Annotated in this window: 13 protein-coding genes; 3 read left to right on the plus strand and 10 right to left on the minus strand. The window is 47.3% G+C overall.

The window, feature by feature from the left end:
* Positions 1-202: 202 nt before the first annotated feature.
* Positions 203-2,023, minus strand: a complete 1,821-nt coding sequence (locus tag GCE9029_RS12710; protein WP_197475390.1) for a PhoX family protein — start codon at positions 2,021-2,023, stop codon at positions 203-205.
* 404 nt (positions 2,024-2,427) lie between these two features.
* Between GCE9029_RS12710 and GCE9029_RS12715 the strand changes: the two genes are divergently transcribed.
* Together GCE9029_RS12715 and GCE9029_RS12720 are read left to right on the plus strand one after the other, a co-directional pair.
* Positions 2,428-2,760: a c-type cytochrome gene (locus tag GCE9029_RS12715; protein WP_062663620.1), complete on the plus strand. Its 333-nt coding sequence runs from the start codon at positions 2,428-2,430 to the stop codon at positions 2,758-2,760.
* Between the two features lie 62 nt (positions 2,761-2,822).
* Positions 2,823-3,275: a YaiI/YqxD family protein gene (locus tag GCE9029_RS12720; RefSeq protein WP_062663621.1), complete on the plus strand. Its 453-nt coding sequence runs from the start codon at positions 2,823-2,825 to the stop codon at positions 3,273-3,275.
* Positions 3,276-3,338: 63 nt separating this feature from the next.
* On the opposite strand, the gene GCE9029_RS12725 is transcribed toward GCE9029_RS12720, so the two are convergent.
* The 3 genes from GCE9029_RS12725 to GCE9029_RS12735 form a co-directional block, all read right to left on the minus strand.
* Positions 3,339-5,015, minus strand: a complete 1,677-nt coding sequence (locus tag GCE9029_RS12725; protein ID WP_062663622.1) for a YncE family protein — start codon at positions 5,013-5,015, stop codon at positions 3,339-3,341.
* Positions 5,016-5,479: 464 nt separating this feature from the next.
* A complete protein-coding gene (locus GCE9029_RS12730) occupies positions 5,480-6,334 on the minus strand; it encodes a lipase family protein (RefSeq protein WP_062663623.1) in 855 nt (284 codons plus the stop codon).
* Positions 6,335-6,445: 111 nt separating this feature from the next.
* Entirely contained in the window at positions 6,446-6,949 is a 504-nt protein-coding gene (locus GCE9029_RS12735; protein WP_062663624.1) for a hypothetical protein, read from the minus strand.
* Between the two features lie 405 nt (positions 6,950-7,354).
* Between GCE9029_RS12735 and GCE9029_RS12740 the strand changes: the two genes are divergently transcribed.
* On the plus strand, positions 7,355-8,662 hold the full coding sequence (locus GCE9029_RS12740) for a glycoside hydrolase family 18 protein (RefSeq protein WP_062663625.1): 1,308 nt from the start codon (positions 7,355-7,357) through the stop codon (positions 8,660-8,662).
* A gap of 51 nt (positions 8,663-8,713) precedes the next feature.
* On the opposite strand, the gene GCE9029_RS12745 is transcribed toward GCE9029_RS12740, so the two are convergent.
* The 6 genes from GCE9029_RS12745 to GCE9029_RS12770 form a co-directional block, all read right to left on the minus strand.
* Entirely contained in the window at positions 8,714-9,499 is a 786-nt protein-coding gene (locus GCE9029_RS12745) for a substrate-binding periplasmic protein (RefSeq protein ID WP_062663626.1), read from the minus strand.
* Between the two features lie 405 nt (positions 9,500-9,904).
* On the minus strand, positions 9,905-11,026 hold the full coding sequence (locus tag GCE9029_RS12750; protein ID WP_063856885.1) for a PQQ-dependent sugar dehydrogenase: 1,122 nt from the start codon (positions 11,024-11,026) through the stop codon (positions 9,905-9,907).
* A 67-nt stretch (positions 11,027-11,093) separates the two neighbouring features.
* A complete protein-coding gene (locus GCE9029_RS12755) occupies positions 11,094-13,100 on the minus strand; it encodes a GGDEF domain-containing protein (RefSeq protein ID WP_062663627.1) in 2,007 nt (668 codons plus the stop codon).
* A gap of 367 nt (positions 13,101-13,467) precedes the next feature.
* Positions 13,468-13,821: an HP1242/YdcH family protein gene (locus tag GCE9029_RS12760; protein WP_231870096.1), complete on the minus strand. Its 354-nt coding sequence runs from the start codon at positions 13,819-13,821 to the stop codon at positions 13,468-13,470.
* A gap of 150 nt (positions 13,822-13,971) precedes the next feature.
* Complete coding sequence (locus tag GCE9029_RS12765; RefSeq protein WP_062663629.1) at positions 13,972-14,235, minus strand: DUF2960 family protein; 264 nt, start codon at positions 14,233-14,235, stop codon at positions 13,972-13,974.
* 78 nt (positions 14,236-14,313) lie between these two features.
* Positions 14,314-16,230, minus strand: coding sequence for an alkaline phosphatase D family protein (locus tag GCE9029_RS12770; protein ID WP_231870097.1), 1,917 nt, complete (start codon positions 16,228-16,230; stop codon positions 14,314-14,316).
* Positions 16,231-16,273: the final 43 nt, after the last annotated feature.

The following is a 16,273-nucleotide window of genomic DNA, read 5'->3' on the forward strand; positions in this document are numbered from 1 at the left end:
TAGCTTGCTAAAATGCTCGATAACTGCGTTGAAAAATTTGATTGTAGAATAACTACTTATCGAAATTTTTCGCCTTGTTCTCGAGCATTTTGCCTACGCTATTTCTGATCACCTACCTACTGTGATTGGTATAAATTAATGCACCAGAAAAGAAAAACGGCTCCCTAAGGAGCCGTTTTGAATTGCGCCTGCTCGATGCTGTTTAAGCGCCGATCACGCCGCCATCTTTGCGGGTAATACGCATAACGGTAGAACGTGGCACAGAGTCACCGCCGTCAGGGAAGTGTGATGGAGCCAGATCTTCACCTGGGTGCTGAATGCCAACAAACATGGTTTTGTAATCAGGCGAGAATGTCAGACCGGTGATTTCACACGCGATAGGACCCGTCAGGAAACGACGGATTTCGCCAGTTTTGGTGTCTGCACACAGCATCTGGTTGTTACCCATGCCAGCGAAGTTGCCTTCGTTTGAGTACTTACCATCAGTCTGAATCCACAGACGACCAGCGCCATCAAAACCAATGCCGTCTGGACTGTTGAACATGTTGTCTTTGTTGATGTTTGGCGTACCTGCCATCAGGCCTTCCTGAACTTCAGGGTTACCCGTCATCACAAAAATGTCCCACTTGAAATCAGACGCTGTGTGGTCACCATCTTGTGGTTCCCAGCGAATGATGTGGCCATACGGGTTTTTCTCGCGAGGGTTAACCACGTTCAAAGGCTGGTTCTCGCGAACACCGCGGTATTTGTTGTTGGTCAGGGTGCAGAACACATGTTTGTTGTCTGGATGAACGGCAACCCACTCAGGACGGTCCATGGTGGTCGCACCAACTTGTGTCGCTGCCTCACGGGCAAAGATCATGACTTCTGCCTGGCTCTTGAAGCCATTTTCTTGTGTGAGGCCGTTCTTACCAAAGGTCAGTTCAACCCATTCGCCTTTACCGTTCAGTTCGCCCTCTTTACCATCGAACTTCGCCACGTAAAGCGTGCCCTCTTCCAGCAGATCACGGTTTGAAGCGTGAGTGCCTGGCTTGTATTTGTTCTTCGAAACGAACTTGTAGAGGTGTTCGCCACGCTCGTCATCACCGAGGTAAACCACAACGTGACCGTCTTTATTGATAGTCAGAGCTGCGTTTTCGTGTTTGAAACGACCCAGTGCAGAACGTTTCTTCGGCTTAGAGTTTGGATCCATTGGGTCGATTTCGACTACCCAACCAAAACGGTGTGGTTCGTTAGGTGTTTTTGCTACGTCGAAACGCTCGTCGTGTTTCCACCAGTCGTAACCCCAATCTTTGTCTTTCACGCCATAGCGCTTATAGGTTGGGCCTAGATCCACTTCTTCAGAAGCTGCGAAGTAACCGTTGAAGTTCTCTTCACAGGCAAGGTAAGTTCCCCAAGGCGTTTGACCGTTTGCACAGTTGTTGTAAGTACCCAGAATGGTCTCACCACCTTCTGGGTCTGCCTTGGTTTTCAGCAGATCATCGCCACGCGCAGGGCCTGTCATTTCCATTGGCGTGTAAGCCGTGATCTTACGGTTCAGACGGCCTTCAGTGTTAACTTCCCACTTGCCGTCTTTCTTCACCAGCTCGATGATAGAAACACCGTGTGCCGCTTGGCCTTTACGCACGTCGTCGGCAGAGATGTTCTTACCTTGGTGGGTGTAAAGGTATTCGTTGTTAGTGTATTCGTTGTTCGCAACCAGTACGGCGCGATCATTCGACAGCGGGAAGAAGGTCATGCCGTCAGTGTTGTCACCGTACTGCATTTCCTGCGCTTTAGAATCGTTCGACTGGCTGAACTTTGGAGAGTTAGGGAACAGAGCGTCACCCCAAGAAATCAGAGTTTCAGCGACATAGCCGTCTGGAACAACAACAGTATCAGCAGTAGAAGCGGGAATCGCTTCAAAGCCCATCAGCTTGCTCTTGTCCATAGAACCCGCAACCGCTTTTGCAACCGGACTTGCCGCGAAGAAAGCCACAGAGCCCGCTGCACCAGCAGCACGCAGGAAATTACGACGATTCATCGCCGCATCGATAAAACGGTTGAACTCTGGCTCGTTGTCCAGTTGGCGTTGGTCAATATGTTTGCTCACGATGACTTCCTTTCCAGATGGTTTTAATAATTAATCGTGTGATTTCCGCAAACGCAGGTTGTCTGTGCGTTTGGCTATCTACAGGAACCGAATTCTGGGATTCGATTGTTAAAAGTTCGTGAACTCTCAATGAAATGTAAATGTCAGTATCGAGAACCATGCACTGATAAATAATATTCGGGCATGTTTATATGAGTCTGATTTCATCCATTTTTAGTGCGAGTGCGAATTCTTGCGCAAATCACACTCGGCGATACGTCAGAATTGATCAGACACAAAGTCCCTTTCTTAGAAGTTCGGCATCTTTAGCCTGACGAAAAGAAGAGGAAAAAACGATGCTGAGAATCTTGGGAATGCTGGGTGCCGTCCTGTTATCAACCCATGTGATGGCAATCGAAGGAGAGGGCGATCCTGTTTTAGGAAAACAAAAGGCTTATACCTGTCAGTTCTGCCACGGTGAAACGGGTCATACGCCAAAGAAAGACTATCCACACATCAACGGCCAGAATGCACTTTATCTATACAATGTGATGAAGTCTTATCAGGCAGGGGAGCGCACTGGCGCAATGGGTAATATGATGCGTCAGCAAATGTCGGTACTGAGCGATCAGGATATAAAAGACATTGCCGCTTTTTATGCCAACCAAAAACGTGGAAAGCCTGAGTAAACCATTGCGAGAGATCGGACTCGCTGATAATGTTCACGCAAAATCGAAGACAGGAAAAAGACATGCCGATAATTTGGGTTGATGCCGACGCTTGCCCGGCCGTGATCAAAGAGGTGCTGTTTCGCGCCGCAGACCGCACGCAAACTGAATGTGTGCTGGTGGCCAACCAATCTTTGAGAACTCCCCCATCCCGCTTTATCCGCAGCCTTCAGGTTGAAAAAGGGTTTGATGTGGCGGATAACGAAATCGTTAAACGGGTTGAGAAGGGCGATTTGGTCATCACCGCAGACATTCCTTTGGCATCTGAAGTGATTGAGAAATCAGCCGTAGCGTTGAATCCCCGTGGAGAGTTGTATACACCAGAGAATATCCGCCAGCGACTGAACATGCGTGACTTCATGGATACCCTGCGTTCAAGCGGCATTCAAACCGGCGGCCCTGCAGCAATGAGCCAGCAGGAAAGACAGAAATTTGCCAACGAGCTGGATAAGTTTTTACAGCGTGCGAATCGGTAATCCAAGAGAAAAAATGAATAAGAAAAGGAGCGATAAATCGCTCCTTTGTCATTTGCACTTCGATTAGTTGTAGATGCGTGACCAACAACCGTTCGAACAATCCACATTCTTGTTCCAGTGCAGTTGCGCACGGTGACCAGTACGCAGGTTGTAGTAACGACCATTTGAGCCTTTCAGGCGTGCCCAGGCGATATCACCATGGTGGTAGTAACGCTCGTGGTTTGAATGTTGCTCATAGTACTTACCGCCACCATTGATAGTGATGCTTCTCAGGTGCGAGCCAGTTTGGAAGAACTCAAGTGTTGTGCCTGCTGGGATAGTGCCGTTGATGTTAGCGTGTACACCACGAATCCACTGGTCTTTAGTACCCCAGTTACCACCACGGCTACCGTGCCATGCAACACCACTGTTGTTAGCTGCGTTTGTCAGCAGAGTATGCACGTCTGGATCGTTATCGATAATGGTGACGTTCGCAGAATCTACATCGCTCTTATCGTCTTTCACCCAAGCTTGCAGCGTGAAGTACTCATTGTTTTCATGAGTAGAATCGTTGATGGTCGGCACACCAATGCGCACTGACGTGACACCTTTAGGCAATGCAATTTCAGTCAGTGTTGAAGAGATGGTCGCTGAGCCTGTCGAACCATCAGAGAACAGTAGGGCAACGGTGTTTCGGTAGTCACTGTTCAATACTGCAGAACCATTCTTCAGCGCAGCGCGGAGTTTAGTATTGGCATCTCCAGTTGCTTTATCAAAGTTGACCGTAAAGTAAGCCGTAGAGCCTTCACTGACTGAAGAAGAAGCCAGTGTGATGCCCTGTACTTCTGGCTTCAGATCGCTTGGGAAAATCGTTTTTGGATAACAGGTATGGTCTTCTGACGTCACGGTGCCCATCGCACTGATGCGGCTCGGGAACAGGCCAACTTTGACTTTCTCACCCGTAGAAGGCTTGATGCGGTAAAGGATATTACTGTTTACATTGCCCGAGACGTTCTGGTTCTTTGCTGCAACCAGCATTTGACCGTTTTGGTCGAGCGTTGCTGCTGCAATAAAGTCGATAAAGTGGAACGCTTTCAGCGTTTGCGCACCTGTAGTGGTATCTATCACGAAGGTGCGGCCATTGGTCACAAACAGCAGCTCGCCTTCATAGAATACAAATGAGCCCCAGCTGGAGTAACCGCCAAATCGCAGGTTACTGTCAAAAGTACCGATATCAGTGGTTTCACCGGTGGTTGGGTTTATTTTGAAAATCTTGGTCGCGTCAGATGCGTACAGGACACCGGTATCCGGGTGGAACGCCATACGCATGATTTGTCGGTTTACCGTTGGGCCAGCAACATGATTACCGGTGGCTGGGTCCATGTATGCCAGCTGGTAAGGTTTGATCTTCTTGGCATGGATATCCAGCGCTGCATATTCTTCAGCTGTAAAGTCGCTTGTTGGGATATCGACATAGAATTCGGTTGGCTGTGGTGCATTCGCATAATAAAGGCGGTCAGTCTGACGATCGTAGGACATTGCAGGACCGGCGAACAGAGCGCGAGAATGGTAGCTCGTACGGTTGACTGCATCGCTCGCATATACACCAGTCATTTTATCCAGTTCTTGTACATCCAAAAGAACGCCAACGTGGTTACGTCCAGCATTCATTGAATATACGTTACCTGCACAATTGGCGGCCGCTTGCGCTGATGTTAAAGCGCCGGCCAATACGGCCATTGAAATTAGAGTCTTTTTCATGGTGAAAGATACCTATCGTCCATTTCATTTTCGTTAGCGTACCCAAACCACTTAAAACGCATCTGTTGCGGTACTCAGTGCTCGCAACAGCTTGGGCATGCTGAGTGGTTTGGGTTCTATCCGTGGTCAAACAAGCACTCCCCGTCTAACCGTGAACAGAGCCTAAGCGTTTAACTTGGTCATTTCTTTCTTATAAATGAGACATGGTTTGTTTTGATGTTTTTTAAGGAGAACCCTATAAGTCGTGTGGTTGTTAAGTGGCGGAAATGTATGGTGACTTGATGAGAAAATGTTGTAAGGATAGAAAGGCAAAGTGCTAGTAAAGTCTGATCTGTTTAACAGGCTGACACCTCTTTTCTTTGTCTTCTCACTGTTTGATAAGCCAAGTGTGATTCAAGATTCTCATAAAGAAAAATTTCACGACGGGAGTGAGAATCATGAATTTTTCTCTAATTAAGTAAAATCTAATGCTTGTCGAAGTAGTCTTTCCGACGGATGTATTTGTCCATAAAGTGGTAGGCGATAGGGCGAAGTAGCCAACTGGTCAATACCCGAATAATGCGGATGAGTGAGGGCATATTGTGATAAATCTTGTCGTTGTGCAGCCATAATAATTCCCCGACATGCCAGAACATGAGGGGAAGTCCTGGCAAAAAAGTGACGATGTCGACATCGCAGCAAATTCTGTAAGTCCGGTTTTTTAAACGATAGCGTTGTTTAAAACTCCAGAACCCGGTCGCGGGTTGCCCAAAGGTAACGATGCGCTTAATCGAGCCCGGGTATTTTTGCTCTAGGATCTCACCAGCAATTATGGCCATGCTGCCACCAGAAGAGTGGCCAGTGAGCGATAGCCTTTTACCCTGAGCCACCAGACTTGAGGCGCAGGATTCCAGTTTGTCCATCACGCTGTGGCCTTCGAGACGGTTAATGTCTTCAGAGTGTTTGAATTCGGCTTGTTGGCTGGGTGAGAGCCTTGAGTAGTCTTTTTCAAAGACGAAGCGTGTGGAAATGCTGGGTTGGCGTAACAGGAACTGGAAGCCCCAATGGACGTGCCCCGCATTCTTCGGGGCGTCAACTTTGCTTGGCAAAACAATCAAGTTGAGCAGCCAGTCCCAAATGCTCTGGGAGCCTTTAAACACAATGACAGCATCACCATCTTCGCGCCACAAAACTCGAATAATGGTTTTGCCCCAACGGTTGTGAATATCCCTGCGTCCATTTTTTGAAAAGCCATAGTGGACATGGTCAAAGTGCTTGGGATAAGCATCTCGACAAAGGATGGCGTAGCGCTCGTATTGATAGCGTTTAAGTCTTTTCACCCGTGAAATCAATATGAACCGTAAAACGGGTAAGTGTAGTCATGAAAAATGACGAATCAGCGACAGGAAAAAGACAGGCACAAAAAAAGCTGCATCATGCAGCTTCTCTTATCAATCGTAGTGTTGCAGAAAAGGAGAAATGTGGGTGTTGTAGGTGAGTGCTTTGATAGCGCTGTGGTTATTGATAAGCCATTCCGCCTTGCTTATGTTACCAACACCAATAATGGCCTGTACCAGCAGTTTAAAGTCGCGAAGCCAGCGGGCTTTCTGATCTTCACTCCAATCGTTGCGGTAAATCTCGTGATAATGCTCAACCCACCAGTAAGCGCCACGAATAAATGCGGCGACAATGCTGGTTGCGGGTTCGATTTGCTCATCTTTCCCGTCGATGGCGTACTCATCGGCCAGTGGCTGTCCCTGTGAAAAAGCGGCGTAGTTTTTACAGTATTTGTACAACGCTAATTGCAGTGCAGACGCAGAGTCGCAGTGCTCTAAAGACAGCGTGGTGACAGGTAAGTGCTTCTTATTATTTCTGAAGAGTTCTACAGAGCGCTTGCCCGGCAAGAGTTTTTCGATAACAAAAAACAAATCGATACTGATGAGTTTATTGCTCAAAGCGGTTTCCTTGTAACTGTCCAAGCCTCGAACTCACTGCCCACTTCTGGTGGGTTGGATTGAGGATACTTGGGAATAATGAGCTGATATTCAACAAACTAGCGGCAGCATAACCCCTCAATGCCTAAAACGGAATTCCTTTACGTTGAATGCGTCTTACACCTTGATTTTTACTGCCGAAAAACTGTGCGCTGTAATGCAAGTTTATGTAGACCAAGGGTCCAGTTTTATCACCAAAAAACAAGAGGCTCGCAAACTTTGTAACCTAACTGTTATGAACGCCCCGTTCGGTACGAATACGTCAGTTTTGAATACCTACTTCGACTAATAATTAGCCACTTATGCCTGAGCCAACAATGAGTTGAGTGGCTTAGGTATTGTGAACGTGCCTAACAAGGAGATGGTATGAAAAAGATCTTAGCAGGTGCAGCGCTCAGTGCCTGTTTGGCGACTCCAGCGCTTGCGGAAAATCACGTTGTAGGTGGCTACTTTGCAGACTGGCAATATGCCAACGCTGATAACCCTTACACTGTGAAAGATATTCCTGCCGACCAGTTAACTCATGTGATTTACGCCTTCCTCAGCATGTGTGGTCCTCATACCGGTGCATCTGAGCTTGTCCAACAGCAAGTCGCTAAAGCCTGTGAAGGCTTGGCACCTTACTCTGCCATCGTGGTCGATCAGGAAGCTGCGATGGAGGTGGACTTTGGTGACGTTTCCGTCGATGTCCCTTACAAAGGGCATTTTGCTCAGCTTGCGGAGCTGAAGAAAACACACCCTGATCTGAAAATCCTCCCTTCATTTGGTGGCTGGACCATGTCTGAGCCTTTCCATGCAATGGCAAAGGATGATGCAGCTATCAAACAATTCGCGAAATCTGCCGTTGCGCTGATTGCTGAATATGACTTCTTTGATGGTATTGATCTCGACTGGGAATATCCTGGTGGTGGTGGTTTAACCACATCCCCGTGGAACCCTGAAACCAAGCTTTCTGACGAAGTTAAAGCACAGGAGCGCGAAGCCTTTACCACATTGGTGACACAGCTTCGTGACGAGCTGGATGCTTTATCTGCCGAAACTGGCCGTGAATATGAACTTTCAACCGCAGTAGGTGTAAGCCAGAAAGCTGCGCAGATTGATTGGGAAGCTGCCGCGCCTAAGCTGACTAATATGTTTGCGATGACCTATGACTTTCTCGGTGGTTGGGGCGCGCAAACGGGCCATCTGACAAATTTGCATGCGACGGATCGCAGCTGGTGGGGAATGGGTGCAGATGTGTTCATTAACCAGATGATCGATTTAGGCATTCCAAAAGAGAAACTGGTGCTGGGAGCTGCATTCTATGGTCGCGGTTGGGAAGGCTCTCAATTTGATGGCAGCCTGCCAACCTCTGACTTGGCGTCTGAAAAAGGTGCGAGCTTCGGTACCGGTGAGCCAGGTTATTTCATGTATTGGGATTTGAAGCAAAATTATACCCAATCTGAAGGTTATCAGTATGGCTATGATGAGGCTTCTCAGGCGCCATATCTGTGGAACCCAGAGAAGAAAGTCTTTATCTCGTTTGAAGATGCGCGCTCAGTGAAAGCGAAAGCGGAATGGGCGAAGCAACAAGGCTTGGCGGGTGTTTTCACCTGGGAGCTTTCCGGCGACCCTGATAATGAGCTGACCACTGTGATGCACGAAGTGCTTCATAGCAAAACGGCAAAGAAATAACAGACCCTAGAAAACAAACCCGGCTATACGCCGGGTTTTCTTTTGGGTATATCACTGCGGAGAGCCAAGTATCTCTTCAGCTTCTTGCAACCCATGCTGGTTTTTCAGCTTATTGATGAGTTCTCCTTGCATGGATAGGAAGCGATTAAACTGTATAACAACATCAGGGCGCTTGATACTGGAAAGATGGCGGCTACCGCTCAGGTAAGGAAGGTTTTTGTTCAGTGACATTGAGGGTAAGTTCTGTTCTGAATCTTTCAATTTCACGTTGAGCGCTGCCACGTTGGTATAAATACCATCAATTCTTTTCGAAGACAGTAGGCGGATTAGTGATTCCATCTCCTTTACTTCAAACAGACTTATCTCTTTGCTTTTGACTTTGTCCATAAATGGCCAAGGCGTGAACCCTGAGATTAGGCCGAGTCGCTTCAAAGAATCTTCGGAGAGTATTTGGGTGTCGTCCAATGTTACGACGCCATCAACAAATGACACCACAGAATCACTGTAGAGGATGTCGTGCCCTTCTTTTCTCGAAGCGCTCCAATTGGGATTATCAGGATATTTTAGATCCACCTCGCCACGCAAAAATGCGGAATACAGCCTTTTCAGTGGCAGGGCCTGATATTCAAAGCTGTAGTTATACTCGCGGGCAAAAGCGTCTAAAAGATCCCGGTTAAAACCCTGGTAGCTTTGGTTTTGATAGCGCGAGTAAGGGGAGTAGTCTTCGAATGCCTGTACACCGATGATGAAATGATTGTCGCCTGAAATTCGCGCATATGCAGAAGAGCCCAGCAAGGTGAAGGCAGCGAGTAATACTGTCGTCAGTGTTTTGCGCATATCTGGCTCTCAATGACCCTAGTCTAATTATTGAGATAAGTATATACGCTGTGAAGAAAGTCGTTTGAAATCGATGAGATAACGCGCTCTAGGAACATAAGAACGTCAAAAAGACAAAACCCCGCAGAGCGGGGTTTTGTCTTTTTCAGCAAGCAAAGATATCTTTGTTTTTGTTTGTATGCGCTGACTATAATCTGAGCGATCACTCTGTGTCCAACGCTTCTGCAAGCTTTGTTAAATGATGGGCAGTGCATCACTTTTACAATGCAATAAAATAAGTTACATAAATTTCTTGGAGAGTCTTTTCCAAAAATAATCTTATTTCTCAGCAGAAAATGAAATCTATGCTTGTAAATAATAGTTTACAGTGCGGGTGTTACTTATTGAAATTAAAGAATAATTCTGTCAATTTTTTGGCGTTAGTTTTAAGATTTCACCGTTGGATGAGTCTGTTAACAGAAAGATATCACCGCTTGGAGATTCCACCACATCCCTGATACGCCCGTAATTGCCATCGAGCAGTCTCTCTTCGCTCAGCACTTTACCGTTTTCCATATCCAGACGAACCAGTAATCCGAACTTGAGAGAACCAAGAAGAATGTCTCCATTCCACTGAGTGAACTTGGTGCCTGAGATCATTTCCATCCCGGAAGGGGCGATGGAAGGAACCCAGTAATGGACGGGCTGCTCCATACCTGCTTTCTCAGTTCCAGTGCCAATTTGGCTCCCAGTGCCGTAATTAACACCATATGTGATAGTCGGCCAACCGTAGTTAGCTCCCTTATTTATTGGGTTAAGTTCGTCGCCTCCTTGGGGGCCATGTTCATGCGTCCAAAGTGTTTTTCCATCGTTATCCAGTGTCATGCCCTGAATATTGCGATGACCGTAAGAATAAATTTCTGGCAAGTTATCGGCATTGCTCACAAATGGATTATCTGGCGGTACAGAGCCATCTAGGTTCAACCGAACCAGTGTGCCGATGTGGGAATCATTCTGCTGGGCTTTATCGCGGTTACCGCGGTCGCCTAATGCGATATAAAGATATTCATCAGTTGCCAGCAACCTGCCCCCATAATGTCTGCCGCCCGCTAATTTTGGACTTTGGGAGAATAACAGTGTGAAGTTTGAGAGCGTGTTGCCATTCAGGATGGCAGAAGAAACCGCCGTACCGGATTTTCGAAACTCACCATTTTCGGCATAAGCAATATAAACCCGCTTGGATGTTTCAAAATCAGGGGCAAGGGTAAGCCCCAGCAAGCCACCCTGTCCGCGATAAACCAGGTTTTGCGGAACACCTTGAATATCTGTGATGTTCCCTTCAGGGCTGACACGTTTAATCCCACCATTTCGTTCCGTCACCAACATATCGCCATTAGGTAGGAATACCAACGACCAAGGGTGATTTAGCCCCTGAGTCAGTTTGTCGATAGTGAAAGTGTGTTTTTCTGAAGTAATGGTGTCGGCGTTTACCACCAGAGGAAGGCAGGTTGAGAGCAGGGCAGTGGTGATAAATTTTGTTGTTTTCATAAGGGGTTCCGCTCCATTGTTATCCAATTTATCCGTCACCCCTCAATCTTACCTCATGTCGATAGGGTCACGAGAAATGCTGAGCAAAGCGGAATTTCAGTCGGCGCATGCCTCTACCCAGTCTGGAAAACTTATCAGACATAGATGAAGCAGGTTCCGCTGTTTGCTCTGCGCTGCTGTCTGTATTGTTTTGACCGCTGCTTTCCACACGGTTCCGTCCATTTTGCTTGGCGCGGTATAAAAGCTTGTCCACGTCACTGTATATATCAGATAGTGACTGGCCGGCATCTACCGCAGACACGCCAAAGCTGGCAGTGACGTTAAACTCATCACCTTGTTCCGTCATGAACGAGAGTTCACTGATACGTGTTCGTAAATCTTCTGCGATCAACTGAGCCTGTTCAAGTTGGCTGTTTGGGAGTAAAAGCATGAACTCTTCACCACCAACACGGGAACACACATCATTCCGGCGCAGATTGTTTTTGAACAGTTCCGCAATGCCGGTTAGCACTTTATCGCCAACTGGGTGCCCATAGGTATCGTTCACTTTTTTGAAGTGGTCGACATCAAGTAGCAAACAGCTGACTGGGTTATCGTCGCTCTCCATCTCAGTCTTCAACTTATCGAGCTGCGTGCTGAGATAGCGTCGGTTGTAGAGGCCCGTCAAGCTGTCGGTGTTCGCGATCTTGCCCCAACGCACGCGACGGCGGTTAATCCACAGGGCAGCCAGTGTTGCAATGACAGTGGCGACAACACCTGCCACAACCAGCACGTTAAGGTATTCCACTTTGTCTTCGTTGGTTTTCAGCTCAAGCGTTTGCAGCACATTGTTCCAGCTGAGGTGCTGGTTTTCTGCTTTGAGCTTTTCCAGATTGAACAGCATCTGTTGGCGTTCCAGATTGTCTACCTGTTCGTCTGCGCTGAAATTGTTAAATCGGTTTTGGTAATCCAACAGAGTCAGGTATGCATTCTTGTAATCTTCAAGTCCAAAGTGCGCTTTGGAAGCAACCAGATACAACTCAATTTCTGTGCGATAAAGGCGTGTGAGATCAGCTTGACCAGTAATGAGCGGAGTGACCAAATCAATGGCAGCTTGGTAATTCTCATTCAACAGGTTTTCGTTGGCTTTCAAGTAATTGTACTTGCTGATGTAGTAGCGAATGGTTTCACGTTCACGCAGAGCATCAGTCTGCTTGAGATAGCGCGCCATGCTTTTTATGTCACCGGATTGCAGCAGGAGATCGGCAATCTGAAGGTTAATACGGAAACGGTGGGAGCCGTCACCTAGCACCTGAGCAATCTGTAACGCTTGCTTGTATTCAAGCAGAGCTTGCTTTTTATCGCCTTGCTTTTTAGCAAGCTCGGCCATATCAAGCTTAACCAGCAGTTGGTTAAACGACATCTTACGTTCCCTGAAGAACTGATAAGACTGGTCGAGGAGTAGCGATGCTTTATCAAAACCATTCAACTGAACCAAAATACCACCCAAACTGGAAGCAATGCGTTCAACCAAAAGGGCGTCTTGTGTGGTCTTTGCTGCTTCTAATGAACTCATTAGAGCCGCCATGGATACGTCGTAATCGTTTTGCGCTTTGTATGCCTCACCTTTCACCAGCAGGATTTCTGCGGTGACCGAAGGATCGTTGAGGGTTTTCGATTCCGCCAGCAATGTATCCAACTGGTTAAGCACCAAGGCCTCTTCACCCTGAAGAATTCGGGCTTGCCCCAATCGCAGCTGCATCAGGTAGAGATCCGCTTTCAACAACGGGTCATTTTTCGCCAGTTCAATACCAGTGTTAGCCGCTGTGACAGCGCTTTCAGGATCGTTAAGTAAAAGATCAACGGTGGATTTTTGCAGATAGTACCGAACCAAAAGAGGTAAAGGCTGGTTCTGTTTCAGTTCTACTTTTTCCAATTCACTGAGCAGGGCCCGGGCTTTAATTGGAACGGAATAAAGGATGGACTGGACGCCATTAAGAGTTTTCTCGAATGACTGCGTTTTTTCCACGGAAGCATGTGCTGCCCCGGCAAAAATGACGAGAAAGAAAAAGAGGTTTTTAAGCGTTTTTTGCATTGATGAAGCTTCCATGATCGACTTAGCTAAACGTCAACTCGTTGTTGTTTTTTTGTTCCGACCCAAGACGCACTCATTGAAGGGAAAACAACATCTTGGGACCACTTTGCGGACATAGATTACCCAACGCATTGTAAGGACTTTGTATTAAATTTGAGCCGAATGTATGAATTTCCTTATCGGTTGTTAGATAAGCTTAGGCAGTGATAGAAGGTTTTGCCTGAGAGTGAAGGATTTATGGAGGAAAGCAGCACTGCCACAACGTGCAGCAGCGCTTTGATGCTGTGACGCAAACCCCGCTACTGGCGACTTAAACATTGGTGGGTACGTACCCTATTCGCCATAGTGTCGGGTCAGAGCGCTGCTTTTATTTGCTGATTTGCTCGTAGATTTCATCCTTGAGCTGCATGCGGCGCACTTTCATGTTGCGGAAGTTCTCATCATCAGTGGGAATTTTTGCCATCTCCAAGCCACGTATCCTGTGGTCAAGATGATGATATTCATCGACAAGACTGCAAAAGGCTTTGTCGGCCATTTTCATATCGTGAATTTTTTCTTTGTATTCAGGGAACTCGAACATGAGCGCGTGGTTTTCACCTTGCATATAACCTCCTGTAGTCGGCTCCTGCGAAAGTCTTGATCGCAGTGGATCATCGGGGAAGTCCTTAAGGGACTTGTCGGCGATGGTGTAGCGAAAAGTGTTAAAAGTGTCTTTCGCCACTCTTTCAGAATAGGGATTCGCCGAACGGGATTCTAGTGATAGGGCACAAGTTGAAGGGGAGTCTTAACAACTTAACAGGAGGGGTAAAGAATCCTTCACAGAAACGAAAAAGGCGCTGAGAGCGCCTTTTTTCTTGGGATTGCGAAGTATTCAGCGCTTGTCCTTGATGGACTCCGCTTCTTTTTTCAACAGGATAATTTTTCCAAATCCCAGTTTGCTGAAGTAGCTGTCTCTGTGATTTTTCACTGCTTTACCATCAGCGACCATTTCCAGTTGAAGCTCCATTTTCAGGAATGCAGTAAGGTCGATACCTTCTGCTTCTGCAGCGGCTTCATGAGGCGAGCGATGTTTCTGGTAAGAGAAAGTGATCACTTTGGTTTCGCCTTTATAGACATATTGAAGTTGGCGTGACATATCTGCACTCATTGTTCGGGAAACGGGGGCGGAGTATTTCTTAACGACTTGCCCAAGTCAATCCCACACTTGAAATCATCAACGGGAGAGATCCGCGCTTGCGAACTCTTCCTCTTTGTCCGTTTCTTCACACGGGTGAAACGCGACACGCTCTCCCTTGCCCGTCAACAGGCCAATGTATTTCGGTGCGCCATCATGGTTGAGTTTCACAATACCCACCGCGCTTTGGTTGACGAGTAGTCCGGGATTGCCGTTATCCGGTCGTCGGCGTTCAATACGCATACGCTTTCTTCGTGTGAAAACGTTAAGGGGGGACTCAGGCCAGAATAGCTTTCTGTCCAGCCATTCAAATATCGACAGAAACGGCTCTGGGAACTGGTTCCTGAAACCACTGCAGGTAATTTGCCAGATACGGGGACTGCTTTTACGAAAACGCATGCGAATGTCATAGGCAAAAGAGTAGTGAACGTCACCAGACAGGATCACAAAGTTCTTTGGCGTTTTAGGGTGTTTGAAAATATTCAGCAGCGCGTTAGCTGAGCCTGGGTGCGCCATCCAGTTTTCAGAATCAGTGGCGAGCGGGTGACCCATAAAAGTCACAATACGCTGGATGGTTTCAATGAACTTAACCCCAAACATGGGAGCAGGGGAAACAACAACTACCGCATCATTGTTGAAAACATCTTGCTGGAAATCCATCAGAGATTCCCAATCCATCAGACCGGATGGTTTGTTGTAACTTGATTCAGAACGCCATCGGCGTGTACGGGTATCAATCACTACCACCTTTGGTGTGGTAGGAATGGTGTAATGCCATTGCTCAAAGTGGTGTATGACCTGCGTCATCGCATACAGATTCGCGGGGTCTGGCGAATCAAGAAAGGCCTGCAATGGCGTCCAGAAATCCTGAGTAAAGGCTTTTGGCTGATTTCCCCACCCCTGACAGAAGAAATAACCAATCATCGCGTTGGTAATAATCCCTTGAGCGAAGGGCGAATTGTTAACCGCTCGTTCCCAGCCGACAGTCAGGTTGTAATCATCAGTGACATCATGATCGTCGAAAATCATGTAAGTCGGGATATGGGCAAACAATCTGCGCAGGTGAACCAACCCGGTTCGGAAGCGAGCCAACTCTGCCAGCTCAATGTCCCATCGTTTTTGAAGTTCTGCGGAAAGACTCTGAATTGATTGCTCCAGCTCTATGTGTTGCCACAAAGCGGGAGACCATACCAGCGCATACATGGCAATAAATTCGTTGAGACTAATCAGGTGATTTTCAGTGGTACGGGAGCTAAAAACCGGTTCTGGTTTGGCTTTACAAAGTCGCTTTATCAGACCGTGGTTAATATCGCTGAATGGGAGTAGTTCGGTACGACTGTAATATGGCGTTTTGTCAGGAGAAAGCTCGCTGCAAAATCGAATGTCAGCGCCCTCGAACTCCTGATCGTTCATTCCAAGCAAATTGATGGTTTGGCGGATGGCAGACATCAAAGGTCCACAAACATCGTCTGCATAGATTTGATCACCGCTCATGATCAGTAAATCCGCCCGTTTTTCTACAGGCGTTTCTTCATAGCTTGTGTCGAGAGCGGCCAGGGCATCTTCACAGTGGTGGTGTGGATGTCTGCAAGAGCCATGTGCTATGTGCTCAGCCTTTGATGGGATGACGAATGTCGGGCGGGATTCATCCTCATAGAGAAATGCATCCAGTGGTGACAGCAGTGAGTGACCATCGCGGATGATGTCGTACTGGAACGGTCTATCGATCTCGAAGTGAGCATCTGCGCTAAATTGCGCCATAACAACAAAGCAATGATCACCAAGTTGAACCTGCTTTTGCTCAGCAAAGTTCGCCTGATAAAACGCTTCATTCTGCTCGGGTTGATACAGAAGGAAATCCGCTGTGAGAGGCTCAGAAGTGATTGCCCAAATGCAGACTTCATCCTGGGTTGTCCGCCTTAATATCGGGCCAGCTAAAAAAACAGGTAACGCCACGAGGTAACTCAACTTTATTGTTTATTACCTTCACTTTACGCGC

It is taken from the genome of Grimontia celer (genome assembly GCF_900055185.1).
Classification (GTDB): domain Bacteria; phylum Pseudomonadota; class Gammaproteobacteria; order Enterobacterales; family Vibrionaceae; genus Enterovibrio; species Enterovibrio celer.